This is a genomic window from Inquilinus ginsengisoli, from assembly GCF_031453975.1.
GTDB lineage: Bacteria > Pseudomonadota > Alphaproteobacteria > DSM-16000 > Inquilinaceae > Inquilinus > Inquilinus ginsengisoli_A.
On sequence record NZ_JAVDPW010000006.1, the window covers coordinates 460,786 to 478,001 of the forward strand.

Sequence of the window (17,216 nt, forward strand, 5' to 3'; positions counted from 1 at the left end):
AGCGGGATGCACCGTTTCGCCCCCAAGGCCGAAGACCACCCCGCGCTCCACGTCGCCATCGTCATGGATGGCAACGGTCGCTGGGCGACTGGCCGCGGCCTGCCGCGCACCCTGGGCCACCGCAAGGGCATCGACGCCGTGCAGCGGACGATCGATGCCGCGATCGCGCTCGATGTCGGCTACCTCACGCTGTTCGGATTCTCGACCGAGAACTGGCGCCGTCCGATCCTCGAGGTCGGCGAGCTGATGAAGCTGCTGCGCTTCTTCCTGCGTGGCGAGCTCAAGGCGCTGCACCGCAAGGGCGTCCGGCTGCGCTTCATCGGCGACCGTGCCCGGCTGGCGCCCGACATCGTCGACCTGCTGGTCGAGAGCGAGACGCTGACCGAGGGCAACACTCAGCTCAACCTGACCGTGGCGCTGAGCTACGGTGGGCGGCAGGAGATCACCGAGGCGGCGCGCCGGGTGGCGCGGGACGTCGCCGCCGGCACCCTGGCGCCGGAGGCGATCGACGAGGCGCTGTTCGCTGGGCGCCTGTTCACCGCCGACTTGCCGGACCCCGACCTCCTGATCCGAACCAGTGGCGAGCAGCGGATCAGCAATTTCCTACTGTGGCAGGCGGCCTATGCCGAGCTGGTCTTCGTCGACACGCTGTGGCCGGATTTCGGGCATGCCGAGCTCGAGGCGGCCCTGACCGAATTCCGCAGCCGCGAACGTCGGTATGGCGCCGTCGGTGGCCAGTAAGCCCAGCAATCTCTCGCTGCGGATCCTTTCCAGCCTCGTTCTCGGACCGCTGATCCTCGCCACCGTCTACATCGGCAGCTGGGAGTTCGCCGTCATCGTGGCGCTGCTGGCGCTGCTCGGCGTCGACGAATGGCTGCGCCTGGTGCTGCCGCGGCCGCCCGCCGGCTGGCTGCGCGGCCTCGCCGGGGCCGGCATCGTCGCGGTGGCCGTTGCATCGCTCTGGGGCGGTGCGGTGGCCGGGCTGGTGGTTCTGGCGGCCGCGACCGTGCTGCTCGACATCCTGCTCAACCTGCGCCTCGGCGCCCCGGGGCGGATGCCGGCAATGGGGCTGCCCTATCTCGGCCTGACCGTGGTCGCGCTGCTGCACCTGCGCCTTCATGGCTGGCAGGCGGTGGCCTGGCTGCTGCTGGTGGTCTGGGCCACCGATATCGGCGGCTACATCTTCGGCCGCTGGATCGGCGGGCCGAAACTGGCGCCGCGCCTCAGCCCGAAGAAGACCTGGGCCGGGCTGATCGGTGGCGCCGTGCTGGCGGCCCTGGTTGGGGCGGTCGCGGCCGCGCTGTTCGGCCGCGGCGCATCGCCGGTCCTGGCCGGTGTCCTGGCTGTGCCCCTCGCGCTGATCTCCCAGGCCGGGGATCTCGCCGAATCCGCGGTCAAGCGGCGCTACGGCGTCAAGGACAGCGGCCAGCTGATTCCCGGCCACGGCGGCGTGCTCGACCGCATCGACGGGCTGCTCGCCGCCGCCCCGGTCTTTGCCTTGTTCATCGCTTTCCTGGATGTACCATTCCCATGATCTCCACCCCGTCGTCAGACCATCCGCGCTCGGTCACCATCCTCGGCGCCACCGGCTCGGTCGGCGCCAGCACCGTCGACCTGCTGAGCCGGACGCCGGAGCGGTTCCAGGTCGAGGCGGTCACGGCCAACCAGGATGCGGAAGGGCTGGCCAAGATCGCCCGCCAGCTCGGGGCGCGCTATGCCGCGATGGCGGATGAGGCGGCCTATCCGGCGTTGAAGGCGGCCCTGTCCGGCAGCGGCATCGAGGTCGCCGGCGGCGCCGAGGCGGTGGTGGCCGCCGCGGCCCGCCCCGCCGACTGGGTCATGGGTGCGATCGTCGGCGCCGCCGGGCTGCTGCCGATCCTGACCGCGATCCGGCGCGGCGCCATGGTCGCCTTCGCCAACAAGGAGTGCCTGGTCTGCGCCGGCGCCCTGATGATGGACGAGGTCCGGCGGCACGGCGCCACGCTGCTGCCGGTCGACAGCGAGCACAACGCCATCTTCCAGGTGTTCCAGCCCGGCGCCGCGGTGCGCCGCCTGATCCTGACCGCCTCGGGCGGCCCGTTCCGGGAATGGAGCCGCGAGCAGATGGCGACGGCGACGCCGGCCCAGGCCGTGGCGCACCCGAACTGGAGCATGGGCGCCAAGATCTCGGTCGACAGCGCCACCCTGATGAACAAGGGGCTGGAGCTGATCGAGGCCTCGCATCTCTTCGCCATCCCCGAGGACAAGATCGAGATCGTGGTCCACCCGCAATCGGTGATCCACAGCCTGGTCGACTATGCCGACGGCTCGGTCCTGGCCCAGCTCGGGGTGCCCGACATGCGGGTGCCGATCGCCTACACCCTGGCCTGGCCGGAGCGGATGGAGACGCCCTGCGCGGCGCTGGACCTGGCCAAGATCGCCCGGCTCGATTTCCAGCCGCCGGATCCGGAGCGATTCCCGGCGCTGCGCCTGACCCGCGAATGCCTGCGGCAAGGTGGCTCAGCCGCCACCGTGCTGAACGCCGCAAACGAGGTCGCCGTGGCGGCTTTCCTGGCCGGCAAGATCGGCTTCCTCGACATCGAACGGATCGTCGAGCACACCCTTGCCATGATTCCGGCACAAGCTGTCGCGACTCTGGCCGAGGTCTTCGCCATCGACGCCGAGGCCCGGCGCTACGCCGCCGCACTTTGATTTCGGGATCGAGGCGCCTACATAGCCCCTCGGCAAGAGGTTCGCGCGGATGACGTTGTTCACCTATCTGATCCCGTTCCTGGTGGTTCTGACCGTGCTCGTGTTCGTGCACGAGTTCGGGCACTACTGGGTCGCCCGCCGCAACGGCGTGCGGGTGGAGACCTTCTCGATCGGCTTCGGGCCCGAGATCTTCGGCCGGACCGACCGCCACGGCACCCGCTGGAAGTTCAGCCTGGTGCCGCTCGGCGGCTACGTGAAGATGTTCGGCGACGCCGATGCCGCCTCCAGCCCGGCCACGGGCACCCTGGACGGCATGACCGAGGACCAGCGCGCGGTCTCCTTCCACCACAAGCGGGTGGGGCAGCGCGCGGCGATCGCCGCGGCCGGGCCGGTCGCCAATTTCCTGTTCTCGATCGTCGCCCTGTTCTTCCTGTTCATGATCGGCGGCCATCCCTTCCCGCCGGCCGTGGTCGGCGACGTGTCGGCGAACGGTGCCGCGGCCCAGGCCGGGATCGCGGCCGGCGACCGCATCACCAGCGTCGACGGCAAGGCGGTCGACCGCTTTGCCGAGCTCGGCGCCGCTATCCGCGGCGGCAATGGCAAGCCGGTCACGCTCGGCGTCGACCGGGACGGCAAGCCGCTGAGCTTCGAGCTGACGCCGCGCCAGGAGAGCGTGCCGACCACCGATGGCGGCACCGCCACCATCTGGCGGCTCGGCATCGCCGCCGACACCGGCCCCTACGGCGTCGTCGCCGCGGCGAAGATGTCGGTCAGCGAGAGCTGGGCGATCGTGTCGATGACCGCCTCCGCCCTGGGGCAGATCGCGACCGGGCAGCGCGGCACAGAAGACCTCGGCGGCCCGATCCGGATCGCCCAGATGTCCGGCGAGGTCTACCAGGTCGGCATCGTCGCCCTGCTGTGGTTCATGGCGATCCTGTCGATCAATCTGGGGCTGATCAACCTGGTGCCGATCCCGATGCTGGACGGCGGCCATCTGCTGTTCTGCGCGATCGAGGCGATCCGCGGGCGCCCGCTGGGCGCGCGCGCCCAAGAATACGGTTTCCGCCTGGGGCTCGCTTTGGTATTAACCCTGATGCTCTTCGCGACCTGGAACGATCTGGTCCAGCTCAGGGTCGTGGCCTTTTTCAAAGGCTTGGTCTCCTGACCGGGGGTGTAGTACCAAACCGCGGTGAGACCGACTCATCGAGGTTTGCAGTCCGCCGTCGCGGGCCGGCGGGCGTCCGCCGAGCCTTGCCGGTCCCAGCCCATCGGGATCGGAAGGTCTGAGTATGAGTTTGAGGGGAAAGCAGAAACCGATGTCGACCGTGACCTCCCGACTCTGGCTCGCGGCCGTGGCGGCTGTTGCCCTTGGTACCGCGCCGATGGCCGCGCCGGCCCAGACCCGCGGCGGCGGCGGCACCATCGCCGACGTCAAGGTCGAGGGCTCCGAGCGCATCGAAGCCGCGACCGTGATCTCCTACATGTCGATCAAGCCGGGCGACGACTACAGCGACCGCGGCGTCGACGAATCCGTCAAGAGCCTGTTCGCCACCGGCCTGTTCTCCAACGTCACGATCCATCGCCAGGGTTCGACGCTGGTGGTGGTGGTCGAAGAGAACCCGATCATCAACCAGATCGCGTTCGAGGGTAACAAGCGCTTCGACGACACCAAGCTGACGGCCGAGATCGAGGAGCGCCCCCGGCAGGTCTACACCCGGACCAAGGCCCAGAGCGACGCCGACCGCATCCAGCAGCTGTACCGCCGCGGCGGCCGCTTCGCGGCTGCGGTGGAGCCGAAGATCATCAAGCTCGACCAGAACCGCGTGAACCTCGTCTTCGAGGTCAAGGAAGGCGACCTCGCCAAGATCGAGGCCGTCAATTTCGTCGGCAACCGGGCGTTCAGCAACAGCGCCCTGACGGACGAGATCCTGACCAAGGAGAGTCAGTGGTGGAACATCCTCGCCTCCAACGACACCTATGACCCCGATCGCCTGGCGGTCGACCAGGAGATGCTGCGCCGCTTCTACCTGAATCGCGGCTACGCCGATTTCCGGGTGGTCTCGGCCGTGTCGGAACTGGCGCCGGATGGCGAAGGCTTCTTCATCACCTTCACGGTGGACGAGGGCGAGCGCTACAAATTCGGCAAGATCGACGTGAACAGCGCCCTTCCCGGTGTGAATGTCGACGAGCTCAAGACCGTCCTCGTCACCGATGAGGGCGACTGGTACTCCAGCAAGGCCGTCGAGGATTCGATCACGGCGCTGACGCAGTATCTCGGCGACAAGCAATACGCCTTCGTCGACATCCAGCCGACGGTGCAGCGCAACCGCGACGACAAGCTGATCGCGATCACCTACGAGATCGCCGAAGGGCCGCGGGTCTTCGTCGAACGCATCGACATCAGCGGCAACGTCCGCACCGCCGACGAGGTTATCCGCCGCGAATTCGAGCTGGCCGAAGGCGACCCGTTCAACTCGTCGCGGCTGAAGCAGTCCGAGACCAACATCCGCAACCTCGGCTTCTTCAGCAAGATCGACATCAAGCCGAATCCGGGTTCGGCGCCGGACCAGACGGTGATCGCGGCCGCGGTGACCGAGCAGTCGACCGGCGAAGTGCAGCTCGGCATCGGCTATTCCACCAGCGACGGTCCGCTCGGCGACGTCACGGTGCGCGAACGCAACCTGCTCGGACGCGGCCAGGACCTGCGGCTGTCGACCTCGCTCAGCGGCGTATCCTCGCAGATCGACCTGAGCTTCACCGAGCCCTACTTCCTGGACCGCAACCTCGCGGCTGGCTTCGATCTGTTCCGCACCACCCGCAACAACCAGAGCTTCAGCAACTACGACGAGAGCACCACCGGCTTCGCGCTGCGCATGGGCTATCCGTTGAGCGAGAACCTGCGGCAGACGCTGCGCTACCGCCTGGCCTATCGCGATGTGTCGAACGTCGATGACGAGGCCTCGCGCTTCATCAAGGACCAGGAAGGCGCGACGCTGAGCTCCTCGGTGCAGCAGACCTTGACCTATGACCGGCTGGACAGCCGCATCAACCCGACCGACGGCTACACGCTCAGCCTGACGAACGAGGTCGCGGGCCTCGGCGGCGACGTGGCCTACTTCAAGACCGCGGTCAACGCCGACTGGTACTACCCGGTCACCGACACGATGGTCCTGAACATCGGGGGGCAGGCCGGCAACATCATCGGCCTCGGCCAGGATGTCCGGATCAACGACCGAACCTTCCTCGGCGGCAACTCCTTCCGCGGCTTCGAGACCGCCGGCCTCGGGCCGCGCGACCTGAGTTCGAAGGACAAGGATTCGCTGGGCGGCAAGAACTTCGCCGTCGGCACGGTCGAGCTCAGCTTCCCGCTTGGCCTGCCCAGCGAATTCGCGCTCCAGGGGCACACCTTCACCGATTTCGGCACGGTGTTCGGATTGGACAAGGGCGACACCGGCGACGGTGTCGTCGACGAGGCCGCCCTGCGCGCCTCGGCCGGCGTGGGCGTGTCCTGGGGATCGCCGTTCGGGCCGATCCGGCTCGACTATGCCTACCCCATCCTAAAGCGCGACTACGACAAGCAGGAGCAGATCCACATCAGCTTCGGCTCGAGATTCTGATTGATGCGGCGTCGGCTCGCCTCCGGGCTCGCACGGCTCCCGATGGCGGCTCCGGGCGCTGCCTGGGAGCCGCAGGGCGCTGCCAAGGTCGCCGTCGTCACCACCGAGCCGTGAGCAGAGAGAGCGCCCATGCCCGATCCGCGATTCTTTCGCAGCGCCGGTCCGTTCCCGCTCGGCCGCCTGGCCGAGATCGCCGGGGCGAGCCTTGCGCCCGGGGTTGACCCGGCGCGGATGATCGTCAGCGTCGCGCCGCTCGACGCGGCCGGGCCGGACGACATCAGCTTCCTCGACAACCGCAAATACGTCGACGCCTTTGCCGCCAGCACGGCCGGCGCCTGCGTCGTCGCGCCGGCCCTGGCCGACCGGGCGCCGGCCGGCATGGCGCTGCTGCTGACGCCCAAGCCCTACAAGGGCTACGCGCTGGTCGCCCAGGCCTTCTTCCCGGTGTCGGCGCCGCGGCCGGGCATCGCGCCGTCCGCCAGCGTCGACCCCTCGGCCACGATCGGGGCGGGATCGGAGATCGGGCCGGGGGCTGCGATCGGGGCGGGGGCGGAGATCGGCGCGGGATGCCGGATCGGCCCCAACGCGGTGATCGGCGCCGGCGTCGTGCTGGGGGACCGCTGCATCATCGGGGCGGGCGCTTCGCTGAGCCATTGCCTGGTCGGGGCGCGGGTGACGATCTATCCCGGCGCGCGCATCGGCGAGGACGGCTTCGGCTTCGCCATGGACGCCGAGGGCCATGTCCGCCTGCCGCAGCTCGGCCGCGTCATCATCGAGGACGATGTCGAGGTCGGGGCCAACTCCACCATCGACCGCGGGGCCGGCCCGGACACGGTGATCGGGCGGGGGGCGATGATTGATAATCTGGTGCAGATCGGGCACAACGTGCAGGTCGGACGGGGCGCCGTCATCGTCGCGCAGGCAGGCGTGGCGGGGAGCACCAAGTTGGGCGATTTCGCCGTTCTTGCCGCCAAGGCCGGTGTCGCGGGCCATCTCACCATCGGTGCGGGGGCGAGGATCGCCGCGAATGCGGGGGTGATGCGCGATGTCGACCCCGGCGCGGAGGTCGTGGGTGCGCCGGCGATACCGAAGCGGCAGTTTTTTCGGCAGCAGGTCATGCTAGCGCGTCTAGCCGAAGGGAAGGGCGACTGAGATGGGTGGAGCCGCCGGCGACGAGAAGGATCTGTCGCAGCTGGACATCGTCGGGATCATGGAGCTGATCCCGCATCGCTATCCGATGATCCTGGTGGATCGCGTGGTCGACATCATCCCGGGCGACAGCTGCACCGGCATCAAGAACGTCACCATCAACGAGGGCTTCTTCCAGGGCCATTTCCCGCGCCGGCCGGTGATGCCGGGGGTGATGATCGTCGAATCGATGGCGCAGACCGCCGCCATCCTGGTGGTCAAGACGCTGGGCGAGGACGCCAAGGGCAAGCTGGTCTACTTCATGACCGTCGACAACGCCCGGTTCCGCCGTCCGGTCACCCCGGGCGACAGCATGCGTGTCCACGTCAAGCGGCTGCAGCAGCGCCGCAACGTCTGGAAGTTCTCGGGCCAGGTGAAGGTCGACGACGTGCTGGTGGCCGAGGCCGAGTTCGCCGCCATGATCATGGACGATCTATGACATCCGAGATCCACCCGTTATCGCTGGTCGACCCGGCCGCCAAGCTGGGCGCCGGCGTCAAGATCGGCCCGTTCTGCACCGTCGGCCCCCATGTCGCGCTGGGCGACGGGGTCGAGCTGATCTCGCACGTCGTGATCGCCGGCCACACCAGCATCGGGCCGAACACCAAGGTGTTCCCCTTCGTCTCGCTCGGCCTGCCGCCCCAGGACCTGAAGTTCTCCGGCGAGAAGTCGCAGCTGATCATCGGCGCGAACAACGTCATTCGCGAGCACGTGACCATGAATCCGGGCACGCGCGGCGACAAGATGAAGACCGTGGTCGGCGACAACTGCATGTTCATGGTGAACACGCATGTCGCCCATGACTGCATCCTCGGCAGCCACATCATCATGGCGAACAACGCCGTACTGGCCGGCCATGTCACGATCGAGGACCACGTCATCATCGGCGGCAACAGCGCCATCCACCAGCACATCCGCCTCGGCGCCCATTGCTTCATCGGCGGCATGACCCCGGTGCGCAACGACATCATCCCCTTCGGCCTGGCCATCGGCGAGACCGCGACGCTGAACGGGCTGAACCTGGTCGGCCTGAAGCGCCGCGGCTTCACCAAGCCGCAGATCCAGTCGCTGCTGGCGGCCTATCGCACCCTGTTCGACGAGGACACGGTGTTCGCCGAGCGCCTGGAAACCACGCGCGAGAAGTTCGGCGACAACGAGATCGTGCAGCGCATCCTGGCCTTCATCGACGCCGATGCCGGCCGCAACGTGATGCAGCCCGCCCGCCGACGGCATGCCGGATAAGCTTGGCATTCTGGCCGCTGCCGGCCCGCTGCCGGGGCGGCTGGTCGAGGCCTGCCGCCATGCCGGGCGCGACTTCGTCGTGGTCGCCTTCCGCGGCATGACCGATCCGGCGCTGGTCACCGACGACCTGCCGCATTTCTGGACCCGCCTGGGGGCCGCCGGCCGCTGGATCGGCGAACTGAAGCGCCTGGGCGTCGGCACGCTGTGCCCGGTCGGCAACATCCGCCGGCCGAGCCTGTTCGAGCTGATGCCCGACTTCAAGGCGGTGCGCATCCTCACCCGCATCGGCTTCTCCTCGCTCGGCGACGACGCGCTGCTGACCTCGCTGCGCCGCATCCTCGAGGAGGAGGGCTTCCATCTCGTGGCGCTGCACGAAGTGATCGACGACTTCCTGGCCAAGCCCGGCCTGCTGACCCGGCTGGGGCCGGACGAGATGGCCCAGGGCGACATCGACAAGGCCCGCGAGATCGCCCGTGAGATCGGCCGGCTCGACATCGGCCAGGGCGCGGTGGTGCAGCACGGCTACGTCCTGGCGGTCGAGGCGGCGGAGGGCACCGATGCGATGCTCCGCCGCTGCGGCCCGCTGGCCCGGCCCGGCCCGGGCGGCGTCCTGGTCAAGGCGAAGAAACCGCAGCAGGACATCCGGCTGGACCCGCCGACCATCGGGGTCACCACGGTCGAGCTTGCCGCCGCCAACGGGCTGCGCGGCATCGTGGTCGAGGCCGGCGGCGCCATGATCATCGACGCCGAGGCGGTGCGGCAGGCGGCCGACCGGCTCGGCCTGTTCGTGCTGTGCCTGGCGGAGGGCGAGTGATGGCGTCATCGGCGGCGCCGCACATCTTCCTGGTCGCGACCGAGCCCTCGGGCGACCTGATGGGCGCCAGCCTGATGGCGGCGCTGCGCCGGCGCTGCGGCGACGGGGTGCGCTTCAGCGGCGTCGGCGGCGCCCGCATGGCGGCGGAGGGGCTGGACAGCCTGTTCCCGCTGGCCGACATCGCGGTGATGGGCGCGGTCGAGCTGGTGCCGCAGCTGCCGCGGCTGTTCAACCGCATCCGCCGCACCGCCGAGGCGGCGCTGGCGGCCAAGCCGGACGCGCTGGTGTCGATCGACGGCCTGGCCTTCAACGCCCGGGTGGCGGCCCGACTGGCCGGCCGGGCCTTCCCGATCGTGCATTTCGTCGCCCCCAAGGTCTGGGCCTGGCGGCCGGGCCGGGCGCGCAAGCTGGCCGGGCTGGTCGACCACCTGATGGTGCAGCTGCCCTTCGAGCCGCCCTGGTTCGAGCGCTACGGCCTGCCCACCACCTATGTCGGCCACCCGATCATCGAGACCGCGGCCGGGCAGGGCGACGGCGCCCGGTTCCGGCAGGCGCATGACATCGCCCCGGACGCTCGTCTGCTCACCGTGCTGCCCGGCAGTCGGCGCGGCGAGGTCCAGAAGCTGCTGCCGGTGTTCGGTGAGGCCCTGCAGCAGCTGGCGGCCCGCCATCCCGGCCTGCGGGTGGCGGTGCCGACGGTCGAAACGGTGGCGCATCTGGTGCGCGCGGCGGCGCAGTCCTGGCCCGGCGAACCGATCCTGATCGAGGGCGACGGCGAGAAGTACGACGCCTTCGCTGGCAGCGACGCGGCGCTCGCCGCCTCCGGCACCGTGGCGCTGGAGCTGGGCATGGCGCGGGTGCCGAGCGTGATCGCCTACCTGATCAACCCGCTGACGGCCTTCGTCGTCCGCCGCCTGCTGACCACCAAATACGCCAATCTGGTCAACATCATGCTGGACCGCCCGGCGGTGCCGGAGCTGCTGCAGGAGAACTGCACGCCGGATAAGCTGGCCGCGGCGATCGACCGGCTGCTGACCGACCCGGCGGCGGTGGCGGCGCAGCGCGAGGCCTATGCCGAGGTGGCGCGGATGATGCTGCTGCCGGACGGCGCCGTGCCCGGCGACCGGGCGGCCGATGTGGTGCTGGATGTGATTCGCCAGGGCCGGCGGCCGGCCTGACCCCGCCCTAGGCGTAGGTTGGGCTCGCCGGAGGCGAACCCAACATGGTTCCGCCAAGCCGGCATGAACGTTGGGTTCGCGAGACGCGAACCCAACCTACGCCTGACGTCGTTCTGAAGTTTTTTCTCTTCACTGTCATTCCCGCGGAAGCGGGAATCTCGCGCCGTTCAGGGCGTCATGAGATCCCCGCTTCCGCGGGGATGACGAAAAAGGGGAGCGCGACGACGGCGGTTCGGAAAATCAGGAAAATAGATAGGTCAGCAGCGCAGCGCCGGCGAGGACGGCCAGCAGGGCAGCGCCGAAGCGGAGCCGGGCGCGCCAGGGCGCCCGGTTCGCGTTCGCGGCCTTCGGCACCGGCCGCGGGGTGGTGGCAATGCCGATCGGCCGGTCCGTGCGCCCACCAGGGGCGCGCGGACCGGTCCGATTGATCTGGGTGACCCGCCTAGCCACGCTCGTTCAGCGGGACGAATTCACGCGACGTGTGGCCGGTGAACAGCTGGCGCGGCCGCCCGATCTTCTGGTGCGGGTCGCCGATCATCTCAGTCCACTGGGCGATCCAGCCGACGGTGCGCGCCACCGCGAACAGCACGGTGAACATGCTGGTCGGGAAGCCCATCGCCTTCAGGATGATGCCCGAGTAGAAGTCGACATTCGGGTACAGCTTGCGCTCGACGAAGTACTCGTCCTCGAGCGCGATCTTCTCCAGCGCCATGGCGAGGTCGAGCAGCGGGTCCTTGACTCCGAGCTCCTCCAGCACCTCGTAGCAGGTGGCGCGCATCACCTTGGCGCGCGGGTCGTAGTTCTTGTAGACCCGGTGGCCGAAGCCCATCAGCCGGAACGGGTCGTCCTTGTCCTTGGCCTTCTTGACGAATTCGCCGACGCGATCCTTGCTGCCGATCTCGCCCAGCATCTTCAGCACCGCCTCGTTGGCGCCGCCATGGGCGGGGCCCCACAGCGAGGCGATGCCGGCGGCGATACAGGCGAAGGGGTTGGCGCCGCTGGACCCGGCCAGGCGGACCGTCGAAGTCGACGCGTTCTGCTCATGGTCGGCGTGCAGGATCAGGATGCGGTCCATGGCGCGGGCCATGACCGGGTTGATCTTGTACTCCTCCGCCGGCACGGCGAAGGTCATGTGCAGGAAGTTCTCGGCGAAGCTGAGGTCGTTCCGCGGATAGATGAAGGGCTGGCCGATCGAATACTTGTAGGCCATGGCCGCCAGCGTCGGCAGCTTGGCGATCAGCCGGTGTGAGGCGACCTCGCGCTGGCGCGGGTCATGCACGTCGGTCGAGTCGTGGTAGAAGGCCGACAGGGCGCCGGTCACGCCGCACAGCACCGCCATCGGGTGCGCGTCGCGGCGGAAGCCGCGATAGAAGTGGTGGATCTGCTCATGCACCATGGTGTGGCGCGTGATGGTGTGCTCGAACTCCGCCTCCTGGGCCGCATTCGGCAGCTCGCCATGGAGCAGGAGGTAGCAGACCTCGAGGAAATTGCTCTTCTCCGCCAGCTCGTCGATGGCGTAGCCGCGGTGCAGCAGGATGCCCTCATCGCCGTCGATGTAGGTGATCTCGCTGTCGCAGGAGCCGGTCGAGGTGAAGCCGGGGTCGTAGGTGAACATCCCGGTTTCGGCGTAGAGCTTGCGGATGTCGATGACACTCGGGCCGATGGTCCCGTCGATCACCGGCAACACCACCGACTTTCCGGTCGAGTTGTCGGTCAGCGTGACGGTCTTCTGCGCCACGGGAATCTTCGTATCGGGCATGACGATGTCCTTGAGCGGGGGCTTCGTACTGGAAACGCAGGTCGTCCGCTCCGTCGGCCGGGAGGATAGTCGGCCGGCGGCGCAAGATCAACGCGAGTTGGGTCCTCCCATCGCAACAAATCGATCGCCTAATTTTTAGGCTTTCCGATAATTCTCTCTCAAAAACAGAGAGTTACGGATTCTTCCTAAGGGGCTTCGACAGCATCGCGGATCCGCCGGAGCGTCTCGTCGCGGCCCAGGATGGCCGCGACCTCGAAGATACCTGGGGAGACGTTCGATCCAGTCAATGCCGCGCGCAGCGGTTGCGCCACCTTGCCCAGCTTCAGCCCCTCGGCCTCGGCGAGCCGGCCGACCTCGGCCTCCAGCGCCGCCTCGGTCCAGTCGTTCAGGCCGGACAGCGCCGCCAGCATCCGGCCGAGCAGCGCCTTGGCGTCGGCGGACAGGATCTTCAGGGCGCCGTCGTTCATCGGCAGCGGGCCGGAGCGGAGATAGAACAGGGCGCTGTCGGCCAGCTCGACCAGGGTTTTGGCGCGCTGCTTCAGCCCGTTCAGCCCGAGCAGCAGGATGGCGCGGTCGGCATCGTCGAGCGACCGGCCGAGGGCGGTCTCCAGGTTCGGCGTGACCCGCTCCAGCAGCTCGCTGTCCGGCGTCTCGCGCATGTAGATGCCGTTCAGGTTCTCCAGCTTGGCGAAGTCGAGCCGCGAGGGCGACCGGCCGACGCCGTCGAGGTCGAACCACTCGATCGCCTTGTCGGTCGGGATGATCTCCTCGTCGCCCTTGCCCCAGCCCAGGCGCAGCAGGTAGTTGCGCAGCGCCGCCGGCAGGTAGCCGAGATCGCGATAGGCCTCGATGCCGAGCGCGCCGTGGCGCTTCGACAGCTTGGCCCCGTCCGGCCCATGGATCAGCGGGATATGGGCGAAGCCGGGCGGCACCGCGCCGATGGCGTTGTACAGCTGGACCTGGCGGAAGGTGTTGGTCAGGTGGTCGTCGCCGCGGATGACCTGGGTGATGCCCATGTCGATGTCGTCGACCACCACCGACAGCATGTAGACCGGCGTGCCGTCGGCGCGCAGCAGCACCATGTCGTCCAGCTGGTCGTTCTGCACCGTGACCTGGCCCTGGACCTTGTCCTCGACCACGGTCTCGCCGGTGCGCGGCGCGCGCAGCCGGATCACCGGGTCGACGCCCTTCGGCGCCTCGGCCGGGTCGCGGTCGCGCCAGTGGCTGTTGTAGAAATTCCAGGGCTTGCCTTCGGCCTTGGCCCGCTCGCGCCCTGCTTCCAGCTCGGCCGGCGACAGCCAGCAGTGATAGGCCTTGCCCTCGGCCAGCAGCTGCCGGGCAACGGCGGCGTGGCGCTCGCGCCGCTCGAACTGGGACACGATCTCGCCGTCCCACTCCAAGCCGAACCAGGTCAGCCCCTCGATGATCGCGCGCACGGCGTCGTCGTTGGAGCGGGCGCGGTCGGTGTCTTCGATGCGCAGGCGGAAGACGCCGCCGTGGTGGCGGGCATAGAGCCAGTTGTACAGGGCCGTCCGGGCCCCGCCGATATGCAGGTATCCGGTCGGGGAGGGGGCGAAACGGGTCACGACCGTCATGGGTCAGATTCCAGAAGAGCTGCTAGGATCAGTGCGAGAGGTCCATAGCATAGGCCTTCGGGCAATGGCTAATGCGGGGGCGTCGGCCGGGATTCCGCTGGCGGTGCGGGCGTCGTTGCGCCGCCTCGGCGCCGGTCGCTGGGCGATGGACGGGCTGGATTGGGCGGAGGCCGCCGATGCCCTGGCCGGGGGCGTCCGGCGCCGGCTGGTTCTGCTGATGCCATGCTGCCTCGGCGCCGGGATCGGCGTCTATTTCGCCCTGCCGATCGAGCCTTCACTGGCGGTGGGTGCGGGCGCCCTGATGCTGTCGGCACTCCTGGTGTTCCTGCTGCGCCGCAGGGAGCGGGCGGTGTCCTTCGCCGTGCTGCTGCTGGGCATCGCGCTCGGCTTCCTGGCGGCGGAGCTGCGCACCCGGATGGTGGCGACGCCGCTCTTGGACCGCGAACGGCGCGGCACCGTGACCGGCACGGTCGAGACCGTCGACCTGCTGCCGCATGGCGTCCGCGTGGTGCTGGGCGGCCTGACCATGGAAGGACTGGCGCTGGAGGCGACGCCCGACGCCGTGCGGCTGCGCCTGATCGGGTCGGACGCCGTCCCTGCCGCCGGAGACCGCATCCGGGTGCGGGCGACGCTGGCACCGGTGGCCGGCCCGGCCTATCCCGGCGGCTTCGACTTCCGCCGCCAGCTGTTCTTCCAGGGCATCGGCGGCACCGGCTTCGCCATGGGCAAGGTCGAGCGACTGGATGCGACCGCGGACGCGGCGCCGTCCAGCCTGGCGCGCCTGCAGGACCGGATCGCGGCGCGGGTGCGGGCGCAGGTCTCCGGCGACGCCGGGGCCATCGCCGTCGCCTTCCTGACCGGCGAGCGCGCCGGGATCAGCGACGACGCCAACCAGGCGATGCGCGATTCCGGCCTGTCGCATCTGCTGTCGATCTCCGGCATCCACATCAGCCTGGTGGCGATCCTGCTGCTCGGCGGCTTCCGGCTGGGCTTAGCCTTGATCGAGCCGGTGGCGCTGCGCTGGCCGATCAAGAAATGGGCCGCCGGCTTCGCCCTGCTCGGCATCGTCGCCTACACCATCCTGGTCGGCGCCTCGGTGCCGACGGTGCGGTCCAGCGTCATGACCGGCGTGGTGCTGCTGGCGGTGGTGGCCGACCGGGTGGCGATCTCGATGCGCCTGGTCGCCCTGGCGGCCACCGCGATTCTGCTGGCGGCACCGGAGGCGCTGCCGGGGCCGAGCTTCCAGATGTCCTTCGGCGCGGTGATCGCCCTGATCGCCGCCTATGAGGCGCTGCGGCCGCATCTCGCCCGCTGGCATGCCGGGGCCGGGCCGGTGCGCCGCGCGTGCATGTATCTCGGCGGCATCGTGCTGACCACGCTGGTGGCCACGGTCGCGACCACGCCCTTCGCCATCTACCACTTCCAGCGCTTCGCGCCGCTGGCGGTGGCCGCCAACCTGATGGCGATCCCGCTGACCTCGCTGCTGATCATGCCGGCGGTGCTGGTGGCCTATCCCGCCATGCTGCTGGGCCTCGACGGCTGGGTGCTGCCGCTGCTGGGCTGGGGCAACCAGGCGATGCTGTGGGTGGCCTACACCGTCTCGTCCTGGCCGCTGGCTGCCTTCACCGTGCCGGCGATGCCGGCCTGGGGGCTGTTGGCCGGCGCCATCGGCGGGCTGTGGCTCTGCCTCGCCGCGGGCCGCATGCGCCTGCTCGGGCTGCTGGCCATTCCCATCGTGCTCGCTGCCTCGCTGTTCGCGCCGGCGCCGCAGATCCTGGTCGACACCACCGGCCGGCTGGCGGCGGTGCAGGGCACCGACGGGACCCTGACCTTCTCCACCCGTCGCAGCGAGCGCTTCATCCGCGAGATCTGGCTGCGGGCCCAGGCCGTCACCGAGGATGCCACGGCGTGGCCGCAGCAGGGGGAAGGGGCGGGCGGGCGCCTGGCCTGCGATCCGCGCGGTTGCCTGTATCGCCTCGGCGCCGTCACGGTCGCCTTCACCCGCAGCGGCGAGGCCTTCGACGACGACTGCTCGGGCGCCGACCTGGTGATCACGCCCCTGGTCGCGCCGCGCTGGTGCCGGCCGCGCTTCGGCGTCTGGGACCGCTTCGACCTGCGCCGCAGCGGCAGCATCGCGGTCGACCTGTCGGGGCCGGAACCGATTGTGGCCACGGTGGCCGAGGCGGTGGGCGACCGGCCCTGGGCCCCGGCCGCGTTCCGGCCGGCGCCGCCGCCGAATTGACCGAACGATCGGTCAGCGAATCACGCCCGCCCCTCGGCGTTCCCGGCCTTTGCGGCGTCCAGCACCTCGGGATAGGGGTAGTTCAGCCCCAGCAGCTGGCGCAGGTCCGGGCTGGCCTGTTCGACGAAGGCGCGGGGCAGGGCTGCCGGCATGTCCTCCATCGGCTTCACGAATTTCGGCAGATACTGGATCAGGATCGCCGAGCGGTCCTGCTGCGACCGGTTCGGCATGGCGCAGTGCCAGACCGCGCCGAAGAACACCACGGTGTCGCCCGGCTCGCCCAGCATGCGGGCGCAGCGGTCGTAGAACCGGTCGCTCTCGGTGGGATAGCGCAGCTCCGCCTGCGTCCCCGGCACATAGGCGGTGGCCCCGGTCTCCTCGGTGAACGGGTCCAGCATGATCGTGGCCTGGGCGTTCAGCGGGAAGCTGGCGTTGATCCGCACCGGATGCGACTCCGGCTTGTGCAGGTCCCAGTAGGGATAGTCGATATGCGGCTCCTGGCCCGGCCCGCCGGGCAGGATGCGGTTGGCGGCGATCGAGCCCATGATGAACTCGCTGCCCAGGAAGGCCCGCATCACCGTCATCAGCGCCGGATGCGCCGCCATGCGCGAGAACACTTCGCCCTTGGCCAGCAGGTTCCACACCCGGCGCTGCAGGGCGATCTTGCCCTCCTGCTCCGCGGCGCCCTGGAAATGGGTGACCTTGGCGGCGGCCGTCCCCTCGGATTCGCGCATCACCACCGCCCGGGCCGCCGCGACCTCCTCGGCCGTGAACAGTCCGCGCAGCACCACGGCGCCGGGGCCGTTGATCAGTTCCGCCACGATCGCCGCCGGGTCCAGCGTGTCCGGAGTGTAGATTTTCATGCCATCCTCCCTATCCTGGCCGCCAGG

At 69.4% G+C, this 17,216-nt stretch carries 14 protein-coding genes; 11 read left to right on the forward strand and 3 right to left on the reverse strand.

Annotation, left to right across the window (positions count from 1 at the left end; translation table 11 throughout):
• Positions 1–6: 6 nt before the first annotated feature.
• The 10 genes from uppS to lpxB all read left to right on the forward strand — a co-directional run bounded on the left by uppS (position 7) and on the right by lpxB (position 10,730).
• Complete coding sequence (gene uppS, locus E9232_RS19200) at positions 7–741, forward strand: polyprenyl diphosphate synthase (RefSeq protein WP_309796432.1); 735 nt, start codon at positions 7–9, stop codon at positions 739–741.
• A complete protein-coding gene (locus tag E9232_RS19205; protein WP_309796435.1) occupies positions 731–1,534 on the forward strand; it encodes a phosphatidate cytidylyltransferase in 804 nt (267 codons plus the stop codon). Before uppS ends, E9232_RS19205 begins: the two co-directional genes overlap by 11 nt.
• A complete protein-coding gene (locus tag E9232_RS19210; RefSeq protein ID WP_309796437.1) occupies positions 1,531–2,691 on the forward strand; it encodes a 1-deoxy-D-xylulose-5-phosphate reductoisomerase in 1,161 nt (386 codons plus the stop codon). The genes E9232_RS19205 and E9232_RS19210 overlap by 4 nt, the downstream gene beginning before the upstream one ends.
• 49 nt (positions 2,692–2,740) lie before the next feature.
• Entirely contained in the window at positions 2,741–3,856 is a 1,116-nt protein-coding gene (gene rseP / locus E9232_RS19215) for an RIP metalloprotease RseP (protein ID WP_309796440.1), read from the forward strand.
• Positions 3,857–4,007: 151 nt separating this feature from the next.
• A complete protein-coding gene (gene bamA / locus E9232_RS19220; RefSeq protein ID WP_309796442.1) occupies positions 4,008–6,308 on the forward strand; it encodes an outer membrane protein assembly factor BamA in 2,301 nt (766 codons plus the stop codon).
• 129 nt (positions 6,309–6,437) lie between these two features.
• A complete protein-coding gene (gene lpxD / locus E9232_RS19225) occupies positions 6,438–7,460 on the forward strand; it encodes a UDP-3-O-(3-hydroxymyristoyl)glucosamine N-acyltransferase (RefSeq protein ID WP_309796443.1) in 1,023 nt (340 codons plus the stop codon).
• A gap of 1 nt (position 7,461) precedes the next feature.
• A complete protein-coding gene (fabZ, locus tag E9232_RS19230) occupies positions 7,462–7,935 on the forward strand; it encodes a 3-hydroxyacyl-ACP dehydratase FabZ (protein WP_309796445.1) in 474 nt (157 codons plus the stop codon).
• Complete coding sequence (lpxA, locus tag E9232_RS19235) at positions 7,932–8,738, forward strand: acyl-ACP--UDP-N-acetylglucosamine O-acyltransferase (protein ID WP_309796447.1); 807 nt, start codon at positions 7,932–7,934, stop codon at positions 8,736–8,738. Before fabZ ends, lpxA begins: the two co-directional genes overlap by 4 nt.
• Positions 8,728–9,552 (forward strand): LpxI family protein, encoded by an 825-nt coding sequence (locus E9232_RS19240; protein WP_309796449.1) that lies wholly within the window; start codon positions 8,728–8,730, stop codon positions 9,550–9,552. Before lpxA ends, E9232_RS19240 begins: the two co-directional genes overlap by 11 nt.
• Positions 9,552–10,730, forward strand: coding sequence for a lipid-A-disaccharide synthase (gene lpxB / locus E9232_RS19245; protein WP_309796451.1), 1,179 nt, complete (start codon positions 9,552–9,554; stop codon positions 10,728–10,730). Before E9232_RS19240 ends, lpxB begins: the two co-directional genes overlap by 1 nt.
• A 442-nt stretch (positions 10,731–11,172) precedes the next feature.
• Here the strand turns inward: lpxB and E9232_RS19250 are convergent, their stop codons facing one another.
• Together E9232_RS19250 and gltX are read right to left on the reverse strand one after the other, a co-directional pair.
• Positions 11,173–12,489, reverse strand: coding sequence for a citrate synthase (locus E9232_RS19250; protein ID WP_309796453.1), 1,317 nt, complete (start codon positions 12,487–12,489; stop codon positions 11,173–11,175).
• 185 nt (positions 12,490–12,674) lie between these two features.
• The gene (gene gltX, locus E9232_RS19255; protein ID WP_309796455.1) at positions 12,675–14,084 is read right to left on the reverse strand and encodes a glutamate--tRNA ligase; all 1,410 of its coding nucleotides are present in this window, start codon (positions 14,082–14,084) and stop codon (positions 12,675–12,677) included.
• Positions 14,085–14,148: 64 nt separating this feature from the next.
• Between gltX and E9232_RS19260 the strand changes: the two genes are divergently transcribed.
• Complete coding sequence (locus tag E9232_RS19260) at positions 14,149–16,326, forward strand: ComEC/Rec2 family competence protein (RefSeq protein WP_309796457.1); 2,178 nt, start codon at positions 14,149–14,151, stop codon at positions 16,324–16,326.
• A gap of 20 nt (positions 16,327–16,346) precedes the next feature.
• Here the strand turns inward: E9232_RS19260 and E9232_RS19265 are convergent, their stop codons facing one another.
• A complete protein-coding gene (locus tag E9232_RS19265) occupies positions 16,347–17,189 on the reverse strand; it encodes a phytanoyl-CoA dioxygenase family protein (protein WP_309796459.1) in 843 nt (280 codons plus the stop codon).
• Between the last annotated feature and the right edge of the window lie 27 nt (positions 17,190–17,216).

Excerpts from the sequence above, each read along its gene's own strand:
- lpxA (WP_309796447.1), top strand. The coding sequence starts at position 7,932 with ATGACATCCGAGATCCACCCGTTATCGCTGGTCGACCCGGCCGCCAAG.
- fabZ (WP_309796445.1), top strand. The coding sequence starts at position 7,462 with ATGGGTGGAGCCGCCGGCGACGAGAAGGATCTGTCGCAGCTGGACATC.
- E9232_RS19265 (WP_309796459.1), bottom strand. The coding sequence starts at position 17,189 with ATGAAAATCTACACTCCGGACACGCTGGACCCGGCGGCGATCGTGGCG.
- E9232_RS19210 (WP_309796437.1), top strand. The coding sequence starts at position 1,531 with ATGATCTCCACCCCGTCGTCAGACCATCCGCGCTCGGTCACCATCCTC.
- E9232_RS19260 (WP_309796457.1), top strand. The coding sequence starts at position 14,149 with ATGGCTAATGCGGGGGCGTCGGCCGGGATTCCGCTGGCGGTGCGGGCG.
- lpxB (WP_309796451.1), top strand. The coding sequence starts at position 9,552 with ATGGCGTCATCGGCGGCGCCGCACATCTTCCTGGTCGCGACCGAGCCC.
- lpxD (WP_309796443.1), top strand. The coding sequence starts at position 6,438 with ATGCCCGATCCGCGATTCTTTCGCAGCGCCGGTCCGTTCCCGCTCGGC.
- bamA (WP_309796442.1), top strand. The coding sequence starts at position 4,008 with ATGTCGACCGTGACCTCCCGACTCTGGCTCGCGGCCGTGGCGGCTGTT.
- E9232_RS19250 (WP_309796453.1), bottom strand. The coding sequence starts at position 12,489 with ATGCCCGATACGAAGATTCCCGTGGCGCAGAAGACCGTCACGCTGACC.
- uppS (WP_309796432.1), top strand. The coding sequence starts at position 7 with ATGCACCGTTTCGCCCCCAAGGCCGAAGACCACCCCGCGCTCCACGTC.
- gltX (WP_309796455.1), bottom strand. The coding sequence starts at position 14,084 with ATGACGGTCGTGACCCGTTTCGCCCCCTCCCCGACCGGATACCTGCAT.
- E9232_RS19240 (WP_309796449.1), top strand. The coding sequence starts at position 8,728 with ATGCCGGATAAGCTTGGCATTCTGGCCGCTGCCGGCCCGCTGCCGGGG.
- rseP (WP_309796440.1), top strand. The coding sequence starts at position 2,741 with ATGACGTTGTTCACCTATCTGATCCCGTTCCTGGTGGTTCTGACCGTG.